Genomic DNA, 16,232 nt, shown 5'->3' with positions numbered 1-16,232 from the left:
ACACTTATTTTTCTGATTTTTGTGGCGATCATTGTCACGGCAGTGCTCTATCTTGAGCGCTACTGGTAACGTGTTTTTCTCCTGCTTCTCAACAGTAAAATGTTCCATGGCATGAAAAAGTGCCAGACAGCTATCAGAAACCGGAATCATTTTGTGCTTGAATGGTTTTAGCGTTTATAAACAAGGAGAAACGGGTATGTATCAGAGAATCATTATGCCGGTTGATGTTTTTGAGATGGAGCTGAGCGACAAAGCGGTACGCCATGCGGAGTTTCTGGCGCAAGAGGACGGTGTTATCCATCTTTTGCACGTATTGCCGGGTTCCGCCAGCCTGAGCTTGCATCGCTTTGCAGCTGATGTGCGTCGCTTCGAAGAGCATCTGCAGCACGAAGCTGAAAATCGCCTGCAAACCATGGTCAGCCATTTCAGCATCGATCCTTCGCGCATCAAAACGCATGTCAGGTTCGGCAGCGTGCGTGATGCCGTTAACGAACTGGCGAACGAACTGAAAGCAGACGTGGTGGTCATCGGTTCGCGCAATCCTTCCATCACCACGCATTTGCTGGGATCAAACGCCTCCAGCGTGATTCGTCACACGCATATTCCGGTGATGGTGGTGAGATAAAAAAAAGAGGCCACCTTTGGGTGGCCTCTTGCTATTGCAGGTGTAATCTTACTTTCTTTTGTTATGCGGTTTTGGTGCGGATCAGATAGTCAAACGAACTCAGCGACGCCTTCGCCCCTTCGCCAGTGGCGATGATGATCTGTTTGTACGGTACGGTCGTACAGTCACCCGCCGCAAACACGCCTTTTACGCTGGTTTCACACTTCGCATCAATGATGATTTCACCCATGCGGTTGCGCTCAATCGCACCTTCCAGCCAGGTGGTGTTCGGCAGCAGACCAATCTGTACGAAGATCCCGGAAAGCTGAACGTTATGCACATCGCCACTCACACGGTCACGGTATTCCAGGCCGGTCACTTTACTGCCGTCACCCTTCACTTCCGTGGTCTGAGCATTCAGTACGATGTCGACGTTTTTCAGGCTGCGCACTTTATCCTGCAGCACCTGGTCCGCTTTCATTTCTGGCGCGAACTCAAGCAGAGTCACATGTTCAACAATACCGGCCAGGTCAATAGCCGCTTCCACACCCGAGTTCCCGCCGCCGATCACCGCCACGCGTTTACCTTTGAACAGTGGGCCGTCGCAGTGAGGACAATAGGTCACGCCTTTGGTGCGATACTGATCTTCTCCCGGGACGTTCATATTGCGCCATTTTGCACCGGTGGCAATGATGATGCTGCGTGCCTTCAATACCGCGCCGGAGGCCGTTTCAATCTGGTGTAAACCGCCTTCTATTGCAGACGGCACCAGTTTGCTGGCGCTCTGGCTGTCGATAACGTCAACCTCATAATCGCTAACGTGCGCCTTCAGAGCACCGGCCAGCTTCTGGCCTTCAGTTTTCGGTACGGAGATGTAGTTTTCGATGTCCACAGTATCCAGTACCTGGCCGCCAAAGCGCTCGCCCATCAGACCGGTACGAATCCCTTTACGGGCAGAGTAAACCGCCGCTGCCGCGCCCGCCGGACCGGAACCGACGATCAGCACGTCGTAAGCATCGCGTTTGTTCAGCTCTTCCGCCGCACGTTTTTCAGCGCCAGTGTCCACTTTGGCAACGATTTCGGTGAGCGTCATGCGGCCCTGGCCAAATTCTTTACCGTTCATGTATACAGCCGGAACCCCCATCACGTTGCGATCGGTGATTTCGTTCTGGAACGTACCACCGTCAATCGCCGTGTGTTTGATGCGCGGGTTCAAAACCGACATCAGGTTCAGCGCCTGCACCACATCCGGGCAGTTGTGGCAGGAGAGTGAATAATAAGTTTCAAACTCAAAATCACCGTCGATATCACGGATCTGTTCCAGCAGCGCCTGCGCTTCTTTTGACGGATGACCGCCAGTCCACAGCAGTGCCAGCACCAGCGACGTAAATTCATGCCCCAGCGGAGAACCGGCAAAGCGCGGCCCCTGGTCAGAACCCGGGTTGGTAATCAGGAAAGACGGCTTGCGGACGGCACGCGCATTATCTTCTTTGAAGGTCACTTTCGGTGACAGTTCAGCGATCTCTGTCAGCAGTTCCTTGATCTCTGCCGATTTCGCGCTGTCATCCAGCGTGGCAATCAGCTCAACAGGTTTAGTCAGTTTCTCAAGATAGGCCTTGAGCTGGGTTTTCATGTTAGTGTCGAGCATTCTTCTTCCCTCTCTTAAAACGTCATCATGCAAGCTGCCTTATACAGGCGGCCTGAACGCAACTTGCATCATGGTGCTGGAATGAAATGGGCGCGGATGCGCCCATTGGGTGGACAAGACTTAGATTTTACCGACCAGGTCCAGGGATGGAGCCAGCGTCGCTTCGCCTTCTTTCCATTTTGCCGGGCACACTTCGCCTGGGTGAGACGCTACGTACTGAGCAGCTTTCACTTTACGCAGCAGGTCAGAAGCATCACGGCCGATACCTTCAGCGGTAACTTCGATAGCCTGAATAATGCCCTGCGGGTCAACGACGAAGGTCGCACGATCAGCCAGGCCTTCATCTTCACGCATGTTGTCGAAGTTACGGGTCAGGGCGCCAGTCGGGTCGCCGATCATCGCGTATTTGATTTTCGCGATGGTTTCAGAGCTGCTGTGCCATGCTTTGTGGGTGAAGTGAGTGTCGGTAGAGACAGAGTAAACGTCTACGCCCAGCTTCTGCAGTTCGTCGTAATGGTCTGCCACGTCACCCAGTTCGGTCGGGCAAACGAAGGTAAAATCTGCCGGATAGAAGAAGAACACGCTCCAGCGACCTTCGGTATCTTTCTCAGTGACTTCAATGAATTCACCGTTTTTGAACGCCTGGTTTTTGAAAGGTTTAATTTTGGTATTAATCAAAGACATCTGTACTTCCTCCGTGTTTTCGTTGAGAAGTAAGGTAACCAACTTTGCTCATCGGGGCTAATGCGTTTGCGTTATCAAATCAATCAGCGATACCTAACAACACCAACAAGACAATAAGGTGAACCTTTTAAAGGAAACGCCAAAAGTAAAAAGGCCGCCTCAACGGGCGGCCCTGATACCTGAATTCCCCGCGGGTACATTCAGTGCCAGCCGAAACTGGCGTTGCGTTGCGCTCTACAACCCTTTATATCAAGGCAGTGACAGCGGTTTGATTACACCACCCGTGCAGGTATTGGGCAATCCATAAGAGCGACATTCCTGTCTATGGCTGCAATAGGTTACGCCTAACACCATTCGGTAATGACTCCAACTTACTGATAGTGTTTTATGTTCAGATAATGCCCGATGACTTTGTCATGCAGCTCCACCGATTTTGAGAACGACAGTGACTTCCTGCCCAGCCTTGCCAGATGCTGCCTCAGATTCAGGTTATGCCGCTCAATGCGCTGCGTATATCGCTTGCTGATAACGTGCAGTTCTCCCTTCAGGCGTGATTCATACAGCGGCCAGCCATCCGTCATCCATACCACGACCTCAAAGGCCGACAGCAGGCCCAGAAGACGCTCCAGCGTGGCCAACGTGCGTTCACCGAATACGTGCGCCACAACCGTCCTCCGTATCCTGTCATACGCGTAAAACAACCAGCGCTGGCGTGATTTAGCGCCGACGTAACCCCACTGTTCGTCCATTTCCGCGCAAACAATGACGTCACTGCCCGGTTGTATGCGTGAGTTTACCGACTGCGGCCTGAGTTTTTTAAGTGTCGTAAAATCGTGTTGAGGCCAACGCCCATAATGCGTGCACTGGCGCGACATCCGACGCCATTCATGGCCATATCAATGATTTTCTGATGCGTACCGGGTTGAGAAGCGGTGTAAGTGAACTGTAGCTGCCATGTTTTACGGCAGTGAGAGCAGAGATAGCGCTGATGTCCGGCAGTACTTTTACCGTTACGCACCACGCCTTCAGTAGCTGAACAGGAGGGACAGCTGATAGAAACAGAAGCCACTGGAGCACCTCAAAAACACCATCATACACTAAATCAGTAAGTTGGCACCATTACCCGATGCTCAGCTAGACATCAAACATCCGGGAACATCACGCTATTCCCCGGCGCTTCCCTGTGCAGATGGATAAAGTTCAGGTGCCGTTCATACTGGTCCAGAATGTCCGTGATCACCTGCTCCTTGCTGTAATCCATCAAATCATTCCCCTGGCTACCCTCCAGTAAGAAGGTTTCCAGCCGGTAGTAGGTCGACTTCCCGCTGCGCGCCCGGTAGGTAAAACCGGGCACCGAGTACTGCTGCGGCCAGATCTGGTAGACAAAGTTCTGCTCGTCGCCCATATGCACCAGCAGATTCAGATGCCCTAACGTCTCTCCCTCCTCCGGCGGCAGGTTTTTCAGCTCCACGTAGGCACCACGCAGCTTCAGTTCCTGCGCCACCTCTTCCATCGCCGGGAAGCAGACCGTCTCCATCATCTGTTTGGTGTAGCGCGTGCCCGGGTAGTTCATCAGGCGCGACAGGCGTTTCTTCCAGCTCAGCCTATCCTGTGCGCCCATCGGGCGCGGCGCGGTGTCACGGCTGGCGCTTTCGCGGCGGTAATCTTCCACCTTGAGGGACTTATAGAGCCCGGCCATCACGAAGAAGATAACGAAGCTGAACGGCAGCCCCATGATCACCGTGGTGTTCTGCAGCGCCGAGATGCCGTTGGTCATCAACATGCCGAGCGTCAGCAGGCCGATGGCGACGGACCAGAAGATGCGCAGCCAGTTCGGCGCATCGCTGTTGATATCTTTCAGCTTCGAAGTGAAGTTGCCCAGCACCAGCGCACCGGAATACGCAGAGGTAACGTAGAACAGCAGGCCGGTAATGGTTGCCACGGAGGCGCTAAAGGTGAACGCAGGGTACTGCGCCAGCAGGCTGTAGAAGCCGCGCTCCGGGTGCGCCATCGCTTCCTGCGCGAAGGTTGCATTGCCGTGGATGATCTCATGGAGCGCGCTGTTGCCGAACACCGACAGCCACAGCAGGGTAAAGGTGAACGGGATAATCAGCGTGCCCATCACAAACTGGCGGATGGTGCGGCCACGTGAAATACGTGCCAGGAACAGGCCAACAAACGGCGACCACGCCACCCACCACGCCCAGAAGAACAGCGTCCAGTTGTTCATCCATTCGACCGGGCGATCAAAGGCGAAACTGTTCAGAGTCATCCCCATAAAACGGTTCACGTAGTCGCCGACGTTAAGCACTAACGCATTGAGCAGGAATGAAGTGTCCCCCATAAACAGCACGAACAGAATTAGGCCAAGCGCCAGGGCCACGTTCAGCTCGGAGAGCACGCGAATGCCTTTATCTACCCCCGACGTCACCGAAATGGTGGCGATAATCACCGACAGCGCAATCAACGCCGCCTTGGCAGCCATCGAATCCGGAATATCAAACAGCACGCTCAGGCCGTAGTTGAGTTGCACCACACCGATCCCGAGCGTCGTCGCGATACCAAAGATGGTACCAATCACCGCCGCAATGTCGACGCTGTGACCAATCGGCCCATTTATCTTTTTCCCGAAAATTGGGTACAGCGCAGAGCGGATGGTGAGGGGTAAATTATAACGATAGCTAAAGTATCCGAGCGCCATCCCCATCAGGGCGTACATCGACCAGCCGGTTAAGCCGTAGTGGAACAGCGTCCAGACCATCGCCTGACGCGCGGCCTCCATCGTCTGCCCAGCCCCTTCCGGCGGCTGCATATATTGCGTGACCGGTTCCGCCACGGAGAAGAACATCAGGTCGATGCCAATGCCCGCGGCAAACAGCATCGCGGCCCAACTCAGCAGACTGAACTCGGGTTTTGACTGCTCTGGCCCAAGCTTCACCGAACCGAAGCGCGAGCAGGCAATACAGACGACAAAGACAATATAGAGCGTCGCCGCCAGTAAGTAGTACCAGCCGAAGGTCTTCGACACCCAGTCAAGAGTGCGCCCAATCCACTCGGCAGAAAAACCGCTAAAGAAGATCGTCATCAGGGAAAACAACAAAATCAGCCCGGCGGAAGTATAAAAAACGACCGGGTTGATTTTGTCTTTTTCTCTGTCTTGTGAAAGGTCTGTCATCCAGTATCCTCACTGTTTTTGTAACTATTAAAATCCAAATCCGCAACAATTAAGACACATTTTATATTGAACGTCCAATCAAAAACCGCTTTAATGTATAACCAACGCTGATGAATGGAGTGGCAAAAATGCCCAAAGTGGGGATGCAGCCGATCCGGCGCAGGCAGCTTATCGACGCCACGCTGGAAGCAATAAATGAAGTGGGAATGCATGACGCGACCATCGCGCAGATCGCCCGTCGGGCGGGCGTGTCCACGGGGATCATCAGTCACTATTTCAAAGATAAAAATGGTCTGCTGGAAGCGACCATGCGCGACATCACCGGCCAGCTTCGCGACGCGGTTTTAAGCCGTTTACGCGCTCTGCCGGACGGCAGCGCGGAGCAGCGCCTGCAGGCCATTGTCGGCGGCAATTTTGATGAAACACAGACCAGCAGCGCAGCAATGAAGGCCTGGCTGGCCTTTTGGGCGAGCAGCATGCATCAGCCGATGCTCTACCGCCTGCAGCAGGTGAGTAGCCGCCGTCTGCTTTCGAACCTGGTGTACGAGTTCCGCCGCGAACTGCCGCGCGAGCAGGCCCAGGAGGCGGGCTATGGCCTGGCGGCGCTGATCGACGGGCTGTGGCTGCGCGCCGCGCTGAGCGGCAAGCCTCTGGATAAGACCCTGGCGCAATCGCTCACCAGCCACTTTATCAGCCAGCATTTACCGACCGAATAACCGAGGAGAATTTATGTCCCGAATGGCAGAACAGCAGCTTTATATCAATGGTGGTTATACATCCGCCACCAGCGGTCGCACCTTCGAGACCATCAACCCGGCCAACGGTGAAGTCCTGGCAAGCGTTCAGGCGGCCGGGCGTGAAGATGTCGACCGCGCCGTGGAAAGCGCAAAACGCGGGCAAAAAATCTGGGCAGCGATGACCGCAATGGCGCGCTCGCGCATTCTGCGCCGAGCTGTCGACATCCTCCGCGAACGTAATGACGAACTGGCGAAGCTGGAAACCCTCGACACCGGTAAAGCGTATTCCGAAACCTCAACCGTCGACATCGTCACCGGCGCGGACGTGCTGGAGTACTACGCGGGGCTGATCCCGGCGCTGGAAGGCAGCCAGATCCCCCTGCGTGACAGTTCGTTCGTCTACACCCGTCGCGAACCTCTGGGCGTGGTGGCGGGCATCGGCGCGTGGAACTACCCGATCCAGATCGCCCTGTGGAAATCTGCTCCGGCGCTGGCGGCAGGCAATGCGATGATCTTCAAGCCGAGCGAAGTGACGCCGCTTACCGCGCTCAAGCTTGCCGAGATCTACACCGAAGCGGGCCTGCCGGACGGTGTGTTTAACGTCCTGCCGGGCGTGGGTGCGGAGACCGGTCAGTACCTGACCGAGCATCCGGGCATCGCGAAAGTCTCCTTTACCGGGGGCGTCGCCAGCGGCAAAAAAGTGATGGCCAACTCGGCGGCCTCGTCCCTGAAAGAGGTGACGATGGAGCTGGGCGGCAAATCCCCGCTGATTATTTTTGACGACGCGGATCTCGATCTCGCGGCAGACATCGCCATGATGGCCAACTTCTTCAGCTCCGGCCAGGTATGTACCAACGGCACCCGCGTGTTCGTGCCTGCGAAGTTTAAAGCCGCGTTTGAGCAGAAAATCGTTGAACGCGTGGGCCGTATCCGCGCGGGCGATCTGTTCGATGAACGCACCAACTTTGGCCCGATGGTCAGCTTTCCGCACCGCGACAGCGTGCTGCGCTACATCGCCAAAGGCAAAGAGGAAGGCGCGCGCGTGCTGTGCGGCGGCGACGTGCTGAAGGGTGAAGGCTTCGATAACGGCGCGTGGGTTGCCCCGACCGTGTTCACCAACTGCACCGACGAGATGACCATCGTGCGCGAAGAGATCTTCGGCCCGGTGATGTCCATCCTCACCTATGAAAGCGAAGAAGAAGCGATCCGCCGCGCCAACGATACCGACTACGGGCTGGCGGCAGGCATCGTCACGGCCGACCTGAACCGCGCGCACGGCGCCATTCATCAGCTCGAAGCGGGCATCTGCTGGATCAACACCTGGGGTGAATCCGCCGCAGAGATGCCGGTCGGCGGCTACAAACACTCCGGCATTGGCCGTGAGAACGGCGTGATGACGCTGCAGAGCTACACCCAGGTGAAGTCCATCCAGGTTGAGATGGGTAAATTCCAGTCCATATTTTAACCGGGAGGTTTATTTGCAATTTGACTACATCATTATCGGGGCCGGCTCTGCCGGCAACGTACTGGCAACGCGACTGACCGAAGATCCAAACACCACCGTGCTGCTGCTTGAGGCGGGCGGGCCGGATTACCGCTTTGACTTCCGCACCCAGATGCCCGCCGCGCTGGCGTTTCCGCTGCAGGGCAAGCGCTACAACTGGGCGTACGAAACCGAGCCAGAACCCTTCATGAACAACCGCCGCATGGAGTGCGGGCGCGGCAAAGGGCTGGGCGGCTCGTCGCTGATCAACGGTATGTGCTACATCCGCGGTAACGCGATGGATCTGGACAACTGGGCTAAAGAGCCGGGCCTTGAGCACTGGAGCTACCTCAACTGCCTGCCCTACTACCGTAAAGCAGAAACCCGCGACGTAGGGCCGAACGACTATCACGGCGGCGACGGTCCTGTCAGCGTCACCACTTCCAAACCTGGCGTGAACCCGCTGTTTGAGGCGATGGTGGAAGCGGGCGTGCAGGCGGGCTACCCGCGCACGGACGATCTCAACGGCTATCAGCAGGAAGGCTTCGGCCCGATGGACCGCACGGTGACGCCGCAGGGCCGACGCGCCAGCACCGCGCGTGGTTATCTGGATCAGGCAAAACCGCGTCCGAACCTGACCATCCGCACCCACGCCATGACCGATCGCATCCTCTTTGAGGGCAAGCGAGCGGTGGGCGTCGAATGGCTGGAGGGCGAAAGCACCATCCCGTCGAAAGCCACCGCTAACAGGGAAGTGCTGCTGTGCGCCGGAGCCATTGCTTCTCCGCAGATCCTCCAGCGCTCCGGCGTGGGCAACGCGGAGCTGCTGAAACAGTTCGATATCCCGCTGGTGCATGATTTACCCGGCGTGGGTGAAAACCTGCAGGATCACCTGGAGATGTACCTGCAGTATGAATGCAAAGAGCCCGTTTCCCTCTACCCTGCCCTGCAGTGGTGGAACCAGCCGAAGATTGGTGCCGAGTGGCTGTTTAACGGCACCGGCGTGGGCGCGAGCAACCACTTCGAGGCGGGCGGGTTTATCCGCAGCCGCGAAGAGTTTGAGTGGCCGAACATTCAGTACCACTTCCTGCCGGTGGCGATTAACTACAACGGTTCGAACGCAGTAAAAGAGCACGGCTTCCAGTGCCACGTTGGCTCCATGCGCTCACCGAGCCGTGGGCACGTGCGCATCAAATCGCGCGATCCGCACCAGCATCCGGCGATCCTGTTCAACTATATGTCCCACGAGCAGGACTGGCAGGAGTTCCGCGACGCGATCCGCATCACCCGCGAGATCATGCACCAGCCGGCGCTGGACAAATACCGTGGCCGCGAAATCAGCCCGGGTATCGAATGCCAGACCGATGAACAGCTGGACGAGTTCGTGCGCAACCACGCCGAAACTGCCTTCCATCCGTGCGGCACCTGCAAGATGGGCTATGACGAGATGGCGGTGGTCGACGGTGAAGGCCGCGTTCACGGCCTGGAAGGGTTACGCGTGATAGATGCGTCGATTATGCCGCAGATCATCACCGGCAACCTGAACGCCACCACCATTATGATTGGCGAGAAGGTTGCCGATGCCATTCGCGGTCGCGAGCCGCTGGCGAAGAGCACGGCGGCGTATTATGTGGCGAACGAGGCGCCGGTTCGCCGCTGAGAATATTTCCCCTCACTCTAACCCTCTCCCATACGGGCTGAGGGATCCCCACAAAATAATACCAGCACGGACGACCCCCTCTCCCTTGAGGGAGAGGGCGGGGTGAGGGGGAACATACGGCAGCGGAGGTTATTCCGTTCACTTTATGTACTTTGCTACTCTGTAAGGACAGCACCTGTGAACGTGCCATGGCGGCTCAATCGCCGCCGCCCTGGCGACCCGGGCTCCCGGCGGTAAATCGCCGCTTCGCGGTACCTTCGGCTTATTCCTTCCGGCTTGTCGGGGACGGGCGGAGGAAACATCCATGTAAAGCCCGCCCTCTCGGCGCATCCCTGCGCCTCGCCCCGGCCTGCAGGAAACACCTCAGCGATTTACAGCCGGACCAGGGCATCGCTGTAAGCCATTAATTTTCCTGAAGCAATATTCTTCGCTTTTGGTTAAAAAATTACTGGGGATCCCTCACCCCATACGGGAGAGGGAAAATTACTTCCGAAACGCCTCAAGCCGCTTAATCTGCCGCCCTTCCCCGTCAAAATTCTCCGCCGCCAGCCAGGCGCGCAGCTCCGCGTCTCTCTGCGGCCATTCGCCGTCAATAATAGAAAGCATATCGCTGTCGCGGTTGCGCCCTTTGCGCACCAGCTTCTGGCGCAGGCGTCCTTCCCAGACAAAACCCAGCCGCTCCGCCGCCCTGCGCGACGCCACGTTCATGGAATCGCACTTCCACTCCAGCCGCCGGTAGCGGTGCTCAAACGCATTTTTCAGCAGCAGCCACACCGCTTCCGTGCCGATGCGCGTACCTTTCATTTTGCGCGACCAGGTCACGTGACCGATTTCGACCGACCCCAGCAGCCGCTCGTTAGCCATATAGCTCACCAGCCCCACCGCTCGCTCAGTGCGTAAATCAATGACGGCAAACGGTACTAGCTCGTCATCCAGCACCTTTCCCAGCACCCAGTGTGCGGTGGCTTCCACGCTTTCAGGCTGCGTGCTGGCAAGCCATGTCCAGTCGCTGTCATCTCCCAGCGCGTAGGCTTCATAGAGATCGGCTGCATGGCGATCGACATCCAGCGGCTCAAGACGGCAGTACTGGCCGAACAGCGGCGTGCGGGTTAATACGCGCGCGCCTTTCCAGTCCGGGACGATATCGTTAACGGTTTGACCATGTTGGTTGATTTCGGGCACGGCGGTGACTCCCTGAAAGGTAAGGAGTTTGTTATAGCAGGTTAAAAAGTGGACGAAAAGAGAGGATTAGCAGGCCGGGTAGCGCAGAACCACCCGGCACAAAATTACTTCAGCAGCTTAACCGTAGCGTCGATGTCGATCTCATCTTCGGTGAAGATCAGCGTCGTGTTCTGGAAGGTGGTGATCGCCAGCTTCTTCACCGTGCGCATTTCGCCCGGCTTTTTCTCGGACTTCGGCTTAATGCTGTTCATCAGCAGCCCCACCGACAGCACCGCGTTCTCTTTGTCGATTTTAGTATCAACCGGTTCTTCTTCGTTAAACACCACGAAGGATTTGATCGAGGTGAGCTTCACGCGCTCGCCGGCAATATAGAGGTGTTTACTTTCCGGGATCACCTTCACCGCATAGGCGGAAAGGCCTTTGTTGTTGGTGGTTGGCTCGAAGGTCACCGCCGCATCTTTCTTAATCAGATCAGGGTTCGCGACCTTAATCACATGAAAATAGCGGTTGTCGCCGTTTTCATCTTTGATAAATCCAAAGCCTTTATCTTTAAACCACGTTGTGATTGTACCGTTCATCGCTGTTACCGCCTGTCAGATCGTAATGACTAAAGTTTTGCAGCGCGCAGTGTAATGCACAATGGCGGAGGAGACAAAAAAAAGCCCCTGCACGGGTGCAGGGGAAAACTCATGTCAGAGCTTATTAGTATTTAGTTAAACACCATCCCACCATCAATTAAGAGCGACTGGCCGGTCATATAGTCGGAATCTGGCCCGGCGAGGTATGAAACGCAGGCAGCGACGTCTTCTGGTTCAGACAAACGGCCAAGCGTAATGCGTTTGGCAAAGGTTTCAGTCCCGTAGCCGAGCGGTTTACCCGCCGCCTCGGACACCTGACGGTCGATCTCCGCCCACATTGGCGTTTTAACGATCCCCGGACAATAGGCATTAACGGTGATCCCCAGCGGCGCGAGATCCCGTGCTGCCGTCTGGGTTAAGCCGCGCACCGCGAACTTGCTGGAACTGTACACCGCCAGTTCCGGGTTGCCGGTATGGCCCGCCTGAGAGCAGGCGTTGATGATCTTGCCACCGTGCCCCTCTTTACGGAAAGCATCGATCGCGGCCTGGATGCCCCAGATCACCCCTTTCACGTTAATGTTGTAAACCTTGTCGACAATCTCCGGTGTAATCGACTCGATTGGCGTGGAAGGCGCGATCCCGGCGTTATTCACGATCACATTGAAACCGCCCAGTGCGGTACGCGCTTTCTCCACCGCCGCAAACACCTGATCGCGGTTCGAAACATCCACCTTCACGGCGACAGCACGACCGCCGTTACGGGTAATTTCATCGGCAACCGCTTTCGCCGTTTCCTCGTTGTAATCCGCAATGGCGACGGCAAAGCCATCTTTCACCAGGCGCAGCGCAATCGCTTTACCAATCCCCTGGCCTGAGCCTGTTACGAGAGCAACTTTTTGCATTTCTCTGTCCTTATATTGAGTCACAAAATCTGGCTGAGATGGAGCTGGCCCATCAGCAGCGGGTTATCGCTATAGTCAACGGGAATGGCCACCACGGCGGGGCCATCGACATCCATTGCTGCACGCAGCGTCGGTTCAAGCGCATCGGCGCTCTCCACGGCAAAACCTTTCGCACCAAAGGCGTCGGCATACACTTTGAAATCGACCGGGCCAAACTCCACGCCGGAAAGACGCTGGTATTTTTTCTCTTCCTGAATGGCGACCATGTTGTAGCCGTTATCCACCCAGATGATGTGCAGCACGTTGGCGTTGAGGCGCACCGCGGTTTCCAGCTCCATGCTCGACTGCAGGAAACCGCCGTCACCGGAGACCGAAACCACTTTGCGCCCCGGGTTCACCAGCCATGCGCCAATGGCCCACGGCAGCGCGACGCCCATGGTCTGTTGACCGTTGGAGATCATCACCTGACGCGCCCGGAAGCTGTAGAGATAACGGGCGATCCAGATGTGGAAGCTGCCCATGTCGACGGTGAGCGTTACGTCGCTGTTTACGATGTCCTGCATGGCACGCACGATGCGCAGCGGATGCAGGGCAAACTGGTTAAGCGATGCGCCACGACGATCGAGCAGATCGCGCTGATGCTGACGATCGACCAGGATTTCAGAGGCGCGTGGACTCAGCTCCAGCTTATGATCGATCCGGCTGGAGAGCAGATTGAGCGTTTCGGCGATGTCTCCCACCAGCTCAAGATCCGGCACATAGTTACGTTCTTCATAGGCAGGCAGCACATCAATGTGCACCAGCGTGGCGTCGCCGCTGTTCCACATAGACGGCTCGTACTCCACCGGGCTGTAGCCGATGCAGATGATCAGATCCGCCAGATGGAGCAGCCTGTCGCCCGCCTGGTTATTGAACAGACCGACGCGTCCGGCAAAGCGGGTGAAGTGCTCCTGGTTAACCGCCCCGGCAGCCTGATAGGTGCTGGTGACCGGAATGCGACTTTTCTCCAGCAGCTTACGTAGTGCGTCACTGTTAGCGGGCTGGCTGGCCATCAGGCCAAGCAGGATGACCGGGTTTTTGGCTTTTTCAATTAGCTTTGCCACGTCGTTAACCGCTGACTCCGGTGCCGGGCCCATTCGTGCCGCGCCGCTGGCGGGTAAAATTGCGCCCGTCGCGGGCTGGTCGACAATATCCTGCGGCAGGCTGACGAACGCGCCCCCCGGTCTGCCGTGCTCGGCGGCACGGAATGCATTCGATACCACTTCGGCAATCGCATCCGGAGAGCTGACTTCCACCGAATATTTGGTGACAGGGCTGAACATGGCGACCGTGTCCATGCTCTGGTGCACCAGCTTAGCTTTATCCGCTCGCTTGACCGCCCCGCCTAGCGCTACCACCGGGTCGCCTTCGCTGTTGGCGGTGGCAATGCCGGTGATCAGGTTGGAACAACCCGGCCCGGAGGTGACCAGCGCTACCCCGGCTTTGCCGGTCAGGCGCCCTACCGCCGCCGCCATAAACGCCGCATTCGCTTCGTGACGCACCGGAATAATCTCGATGGAAGAATCCAGCAGGGAATCAAAGACTTTGTCGATTTTCGCCCCCGGAATACCGAACACCTGCTTCACGCCCTGCGCTTCCAGCTGGCCGACAACCATATCGGCGCCATGCGCCCACTGACGTGACTGTTTCTCACTGTTCACGGTAGTTCTCCTGTTAGTTTTCGACGGAACGGATCGCTGCATCAAGATCGCTGGGGTGCAGGTTGGCCTGCAAAAACGCACTGTCGGCGGGCAGGTCAATCATCAGCTTGTGAATTTCACCGAAGGTCAGCACGCCGCTCTCCAGCTGGTAGTCGAGCAGATGGCCCCCACCCTGACGGTCGTCGGTGATGAAATGTTCGTGGTAGCCCGCCACGTTAATACCCTGCATATGCTGTGGCGTGCGGAACCCGACCAGTACACCTTTCCGCTGGTTGAAGCGGAACACTGGCTGGTCGTCCAGCACGTCTGTCATCGCCCGGTACGGCGGCTTCTGACGTGGTACCGTGCGGGTATGGGCATGGCGGAAGTTACCGTCGATACGCAGCGCGCAGAACAGGTTATCGGAGGGGATTTGCTGGTCGATCGCGTCGTGGATCTGCTGACGGCTGACCGGGCCATTGAAGGTTATCCGGTACTGCGGCTGGAACCAGGTCATCACCGCGAACGGCGTTTTCTGCTCTGGCTTCGCGGCCCGGGCGCTGCCGTCGGCGCGCAGCTGGTACACCTTGCTGCTGAAGGCAATCATTTCGCCGTCCAGCTCGTTGAAGGTGCCCAGCCCAAAATCACCGTGCGCCAGCAGATCGGCGATGGTGGTCTCCCCCTCGTACACGCCGCTTAGCAGGGCGCTCATTAGCGATGTTTGATAGATCACGCTGTCAGGATGCTGAGCAGAGAACCCGCGCAGGGTCTCGCACAGGCTGGCTTCACAGTCGCAGGCAGATGAATGCATCATCGTGCTCGTCCTCTTCAACTTTATTTAGAAAGGTTAAATAAATGTTGACCCGATTCAGCAGAGAGTTCCAATATAGAATCCATGGTGGTTTGAGACGTTTTTGATATGGAACTTCGTTATCTGCGGTATTTTGTCGCGGTTGCACGCGAGCGACACTTCACCAGGGCGGCCGAAGCGCTGGGTATTTCACAGCCTCCTCTGAGTCAGCAGATCAAACGGCTCGAAGAGGAAGTAGGCACGCCGCTGTTCAGGCGTCTGACGCGGGGCGTGGAGCTGACCGAGGCGGGAGAAGCCTTCTATGAGGACGCCTGCAAGATCCTGGCGCTGAGCGACGCCGCGCTGGAGAAAGCCCGCGGCATCGCGCGCGGGCTGAACGGCAGCCTGTCGATTGGCATCACCAGCTCCGACGCTTTTCATCCCAAAATTTTCGCGCTGATCCGTCAGTACCAAGTGCAGAACATGGCGGTACAGGTTCACCAGGTGGAAGCCAATATGTCTTCGCTGACGACGATGCTGGCGGAGGGTGAGCTGGATATCGCCTTCGTGCGTCTGCCGTGCGAGAGCAGCAAGGCATTCGAGTTAAAAATCCTCGACCGGGAGCCGATGGTGGTGGCACTGCATCGCGACCATTCGCTGGCGGCGTGCGGCGATCTGGCGCTGGATCAACTCCGGGATACGCCAGTGGTGCTGTTCCCGCAGGAGGTCGCGCCCGGCCTGTACGACCGGGTTTACGGCTGCTGCGAACGGGCCGGGATCGACGTGCAGCACGCGCTGCAGTCATCACAGCTTTCGTCCTCTCTGAGCATGGTTTCCGCCGGCGGCGGCTTCGCGCTGGTACCGAAATCCATGGCGGCCATTTCTCCGCCGAATGTTACCTACCACGTACTGAGATCACCGGCGCTTTACACCGATATCGCGCTCTGCTGGCGACGCTTTGAACGCTCGCGAACGGTGAAGCGGTTTCTGGCGATGATGAGTGAGGGGTAGCAGCCGGTTTGGTTGGTGGCTTTTGTAGGCCGGGTAAGGCGCAGCCGCCACCCGGCAATGCCCTTCTGGAAGCCGCCTCGCAAACCTGCAAGCAACCTT

At 57.0% G+C, this 16,232-nt stretch carries 14 protein-coding genes; 5 read left to right on the top strand and 9 right to left on the bottom strand.

Features of this window, described 5'->3' with window-relative positions:
* Nucleotides 1–196: 196 nt before the first annotated feature.
* Entirely contained in the window at nt 197–625 is a 429-nt protein-coding gene (uspG, locus tag LCD46_05640) for a universal stress protein UspG (GenBank protein ID UOY71813.1), read from the top strand.
* 61 nt (nt 626–686) lie between these two features.
* On the opposite strand, the gene ahpF is transcribed toward uspG, so the two are convergent.
* The 4 genes from ahpF to betT form a co-directional block, all read right to left on the bottom strand.
* Nucleotides 687–2,252, bottom strand: coding sequence for an alkyl hydroperoxide reductase subunit F (ahpF, locus tag LCD46_05635; GenBank protein ID UOY71812.1), 1,566 nt, complete (start codon nt 2,250–2,252; stop codon nt 687–689).
* Nucleotides 2,253–2,372: 120 nt separating this feature from the next.
* Nucleotides 2,373–2,936, bottom strand: coding sequence for an alkyl hydroperoxide reductase subunit C (gene ahpC / locus LCD46_05630; GenBank protein UOY71811.1), 564 nt, complete (start codon nt 2,934–2,936; stop codon nt 2,373–2,375).
* Between the two features lie 371 nt (nt 2,937–3,307).
* Nucleotides 3,308–4,005 (bottom strand): IS1 family transposase gene (locus LCD46_05625; GenBank protein ID UOY71810.1). Its coding sequence is split into 2 segments (ribosomal slippage): nt 3,308–3,756 and nt 3,756–4,005, totalling 699 coding nucleotides; the frame shifts between segments, so codons are not numbered across the junction.
* A gap of 72 nt (nt 4,006–4,077) precedes the next feature.
* A complete protein-coding gene (betT, locus tag LCD46_05620) occupies nt 4,078–6,111 on the bottom strand; it encodes a choline BCCT transporter BetT (GenBank protein UOY71809.1) in 2,034 nt (677 codons plus the stop codon).
* Nucleotides 6,112–6,239: 128 nt separating this feature from the next.
* On the opposite strand from betT, the gene betI reads away from it, so the two are divergent.
* Genes betI through betA form a run of 3 tightly spaced genes read left to right on the top strand, consistent with a single transcriptional unit; the run spans nt 6,240 to nt 9,991 of the window.
* Nucleotides 6,240–6,827, top strand: coding sequence for a transcriptional regulator BetI (gene betI, locus LCD46_05615; GenBank protein UOY72895.1), 588 nt, complete (start codon nt 6,240–6,242; stop codon nt 6,825–6,827).
* Nucleotides 6,828–6,840: 13 nt separating this feature from the next.
* Complete coding sequence (gene betB, locus LCD46_05610) at nt 6,841–8,313, top strand: betaine-aldehyde dehydrogenase (protein ID UOY71808.1); 1,473 nt, start codon at nt 6,841–6,843, stop codon at nt 8,311–8,313.
* A gap of 13 nt (nt 8,314–8,326) precedes the next feature.
* Nucleotides 8,327–9,991 (top strand): choline dehydrogenase, encoded by a 1,665-nt coding sequence (gene betA / locus LCD46_05605; GenBank protein ID UOY71807.1) that lies wholly within the window; start codon nt 8,327–8,329, stop codon nt 9,989–9,991.
* 483 nt (nt 9,992–10,474) lie between these two features.
* Here the strand turns inward: betA and LCD46_05600 are convergent, their stop codons facing one another.
* From LCD46_05600 to budA, 5 genes are all read right to left on the bottom strand, one after another.
* Nucleotides 10,475–11,173: a GNAT family N-acetyltransferase gene (locus LCD46_05600; protein ID UOY71806.1), complete on the bottom strand. Its 699-nt coding sequence runs from the start codon at nt 11,171–11,173 to the stop codon at nt 10,475–10,477.
* Nucleotides 11,174–11,277: 104 nt separating this feature from the next.
* Nucleotides 11,278–11,751 (bottom strand): cold shock domain-containing protein, encoded by a 474-nt coding sequence (locus LCD46_05595; protein ID UOY71805.1) that lies wholly within the window; start codon nt 11,749–11,751, stop codon nt 11,278–11,280.
* 131 nt (nt 11,752–11,882) lie between these two features.
* On the bottom strand, nt 11,883–12,653 hold the full coding sequence (locus tag LCD46_05590) for a (S)-acetoin forming diacetyl reductase (protein UOY71804.1): 771 nt from the start codon (nt 12,651–12,653) through the stop codon (nt 11,883–11,885).
* 20 nt (nt 12,654–12,673) lie between these two features.
* Nucleotides 12,674–14,353, bottom strand: a complete 1,680-nt coding sequence (gene alsS, locus LCD46_05585; protein ID UOY71803.1) for an acetolactate synthase AlsS — start codon at nt 14,351–14,353, stop codon at nt 12,674–12,676.
* Nucleotides 14,354–14,366: 13 nt separating this feature from the next.
* Nucleotides 14,367–15,146, bottom strand: coding sequence for an acetolactate decarboxylase (budA, locus tag LCD46_05580; GenBank protein UOY71802.1), 780 nt, complete (start codon nt 15,144–15,146; stop codon nt 14,367–14,369).
* Between the two features lie 105 nt (nt 15,147–15,251).
* Between budA and LCD46_05575 the strand changes: the two genes are divergently transcribed.
* The gene (locus LCD46_05575; GenBank protein ID UOY71801.1) at nt 15,252–16,133 is read left to right on the top strand and encodes a LysR family transcriptional regulator; all 882 of its coding nucleotides are present in this window, start codon (nt 15,252–15,254) and stop codon (nt 16,131–16,133) included.
* Nucleotides 16,134–16,232 lie beyond the last annotated feature (99 nt).

Source organism: Enterobacter ludwigii, from assembly GCA_023023105.1.
Taxonomy (GTDB): domain Bacteria; phylum Pseudomonadota; class Gammaproteobacteria; order Enterobacterales; family Enterobacteriaceae; genus Enterobacter; species Enterobacter adelaidei.
Note: the sequence above shows the minus strand (reverse complement) of the source record. Positions and strands in the feature narration are given on the sequence as shown.

What these genes read in the sequence shown, in the direction of transcription:
- uspG (UOY71813.1), top strand. Translation starts at nt 197, where the DNA reads ATGTATCAGAGAATCATTATGCCGGTTGATGTTTTTGAGATGGAGCTG.
- ahpF (UOY71812.1), bottom strand. Translation starts at nt 2,252, where the DNA reads ATGCTCGACACTAACATGAAAACCCAGCTCAAGGCCTATCTTGAGAAA.
- ahpC (UOY71811.1), bottom strand. Translation starts at nt 2,936, where the DNA reads ATGTCTTTGATTAATACCAAAATTAAACCTTTCAAAAACCAGGCGTTC.
- betT (UOY71809.1), bottom strand. Translation starts at nt 6,111, where the DNA reads ATGACAGACCTTTCACAAGACAGAGAAAAAGACAAAATCAACCCGGTC.
- betI (UOY72895.1), top strand. Translation starts at nt 6,240, where the DNA reads ATGCCCAAAGTGGGGATGCAGCCGATCCGGCGCAGGCAGCTTATCGAC.
- betB (UOY71808.1), top strand. Translation starts at nt 6,841, where the DNA reads ATGTCCCGAATGGCAGAACAGCAGCTTTATATCAATGGTGGTTATACA.
- LCD46_05595 (UOY71805.1), bottom strand. Translation starts at nt 11,751, where the DNA reads ATGAACGGTACAATCACAACGTGGTTTAAAGATAAAGGCTTTGGATTT.
- LCD46_05590 (UOY71804.1), bottom strand. Translation starts at nt 12,653, where the DNA reads ATGCAAAAAGTTGCTCTCGTAACAGGCTCAGGCCAGGGGATTGGTAAA.
- budA (UOY71802.1), bottom strand. Translation starts at nt 15,146, where the DNA reads ATGATGCATTCATCTGCCTGCGACTGTGAAGCCAGCCTGTGCGAGACC.
- LCD46_05575 (UOY71801.1), top strand. Translation starts at nt 15,252, where the DNA reads ATGGAACTTCGTTATCTGCGGTATTTTGTCGCGGTTGCACGCGAGCGA.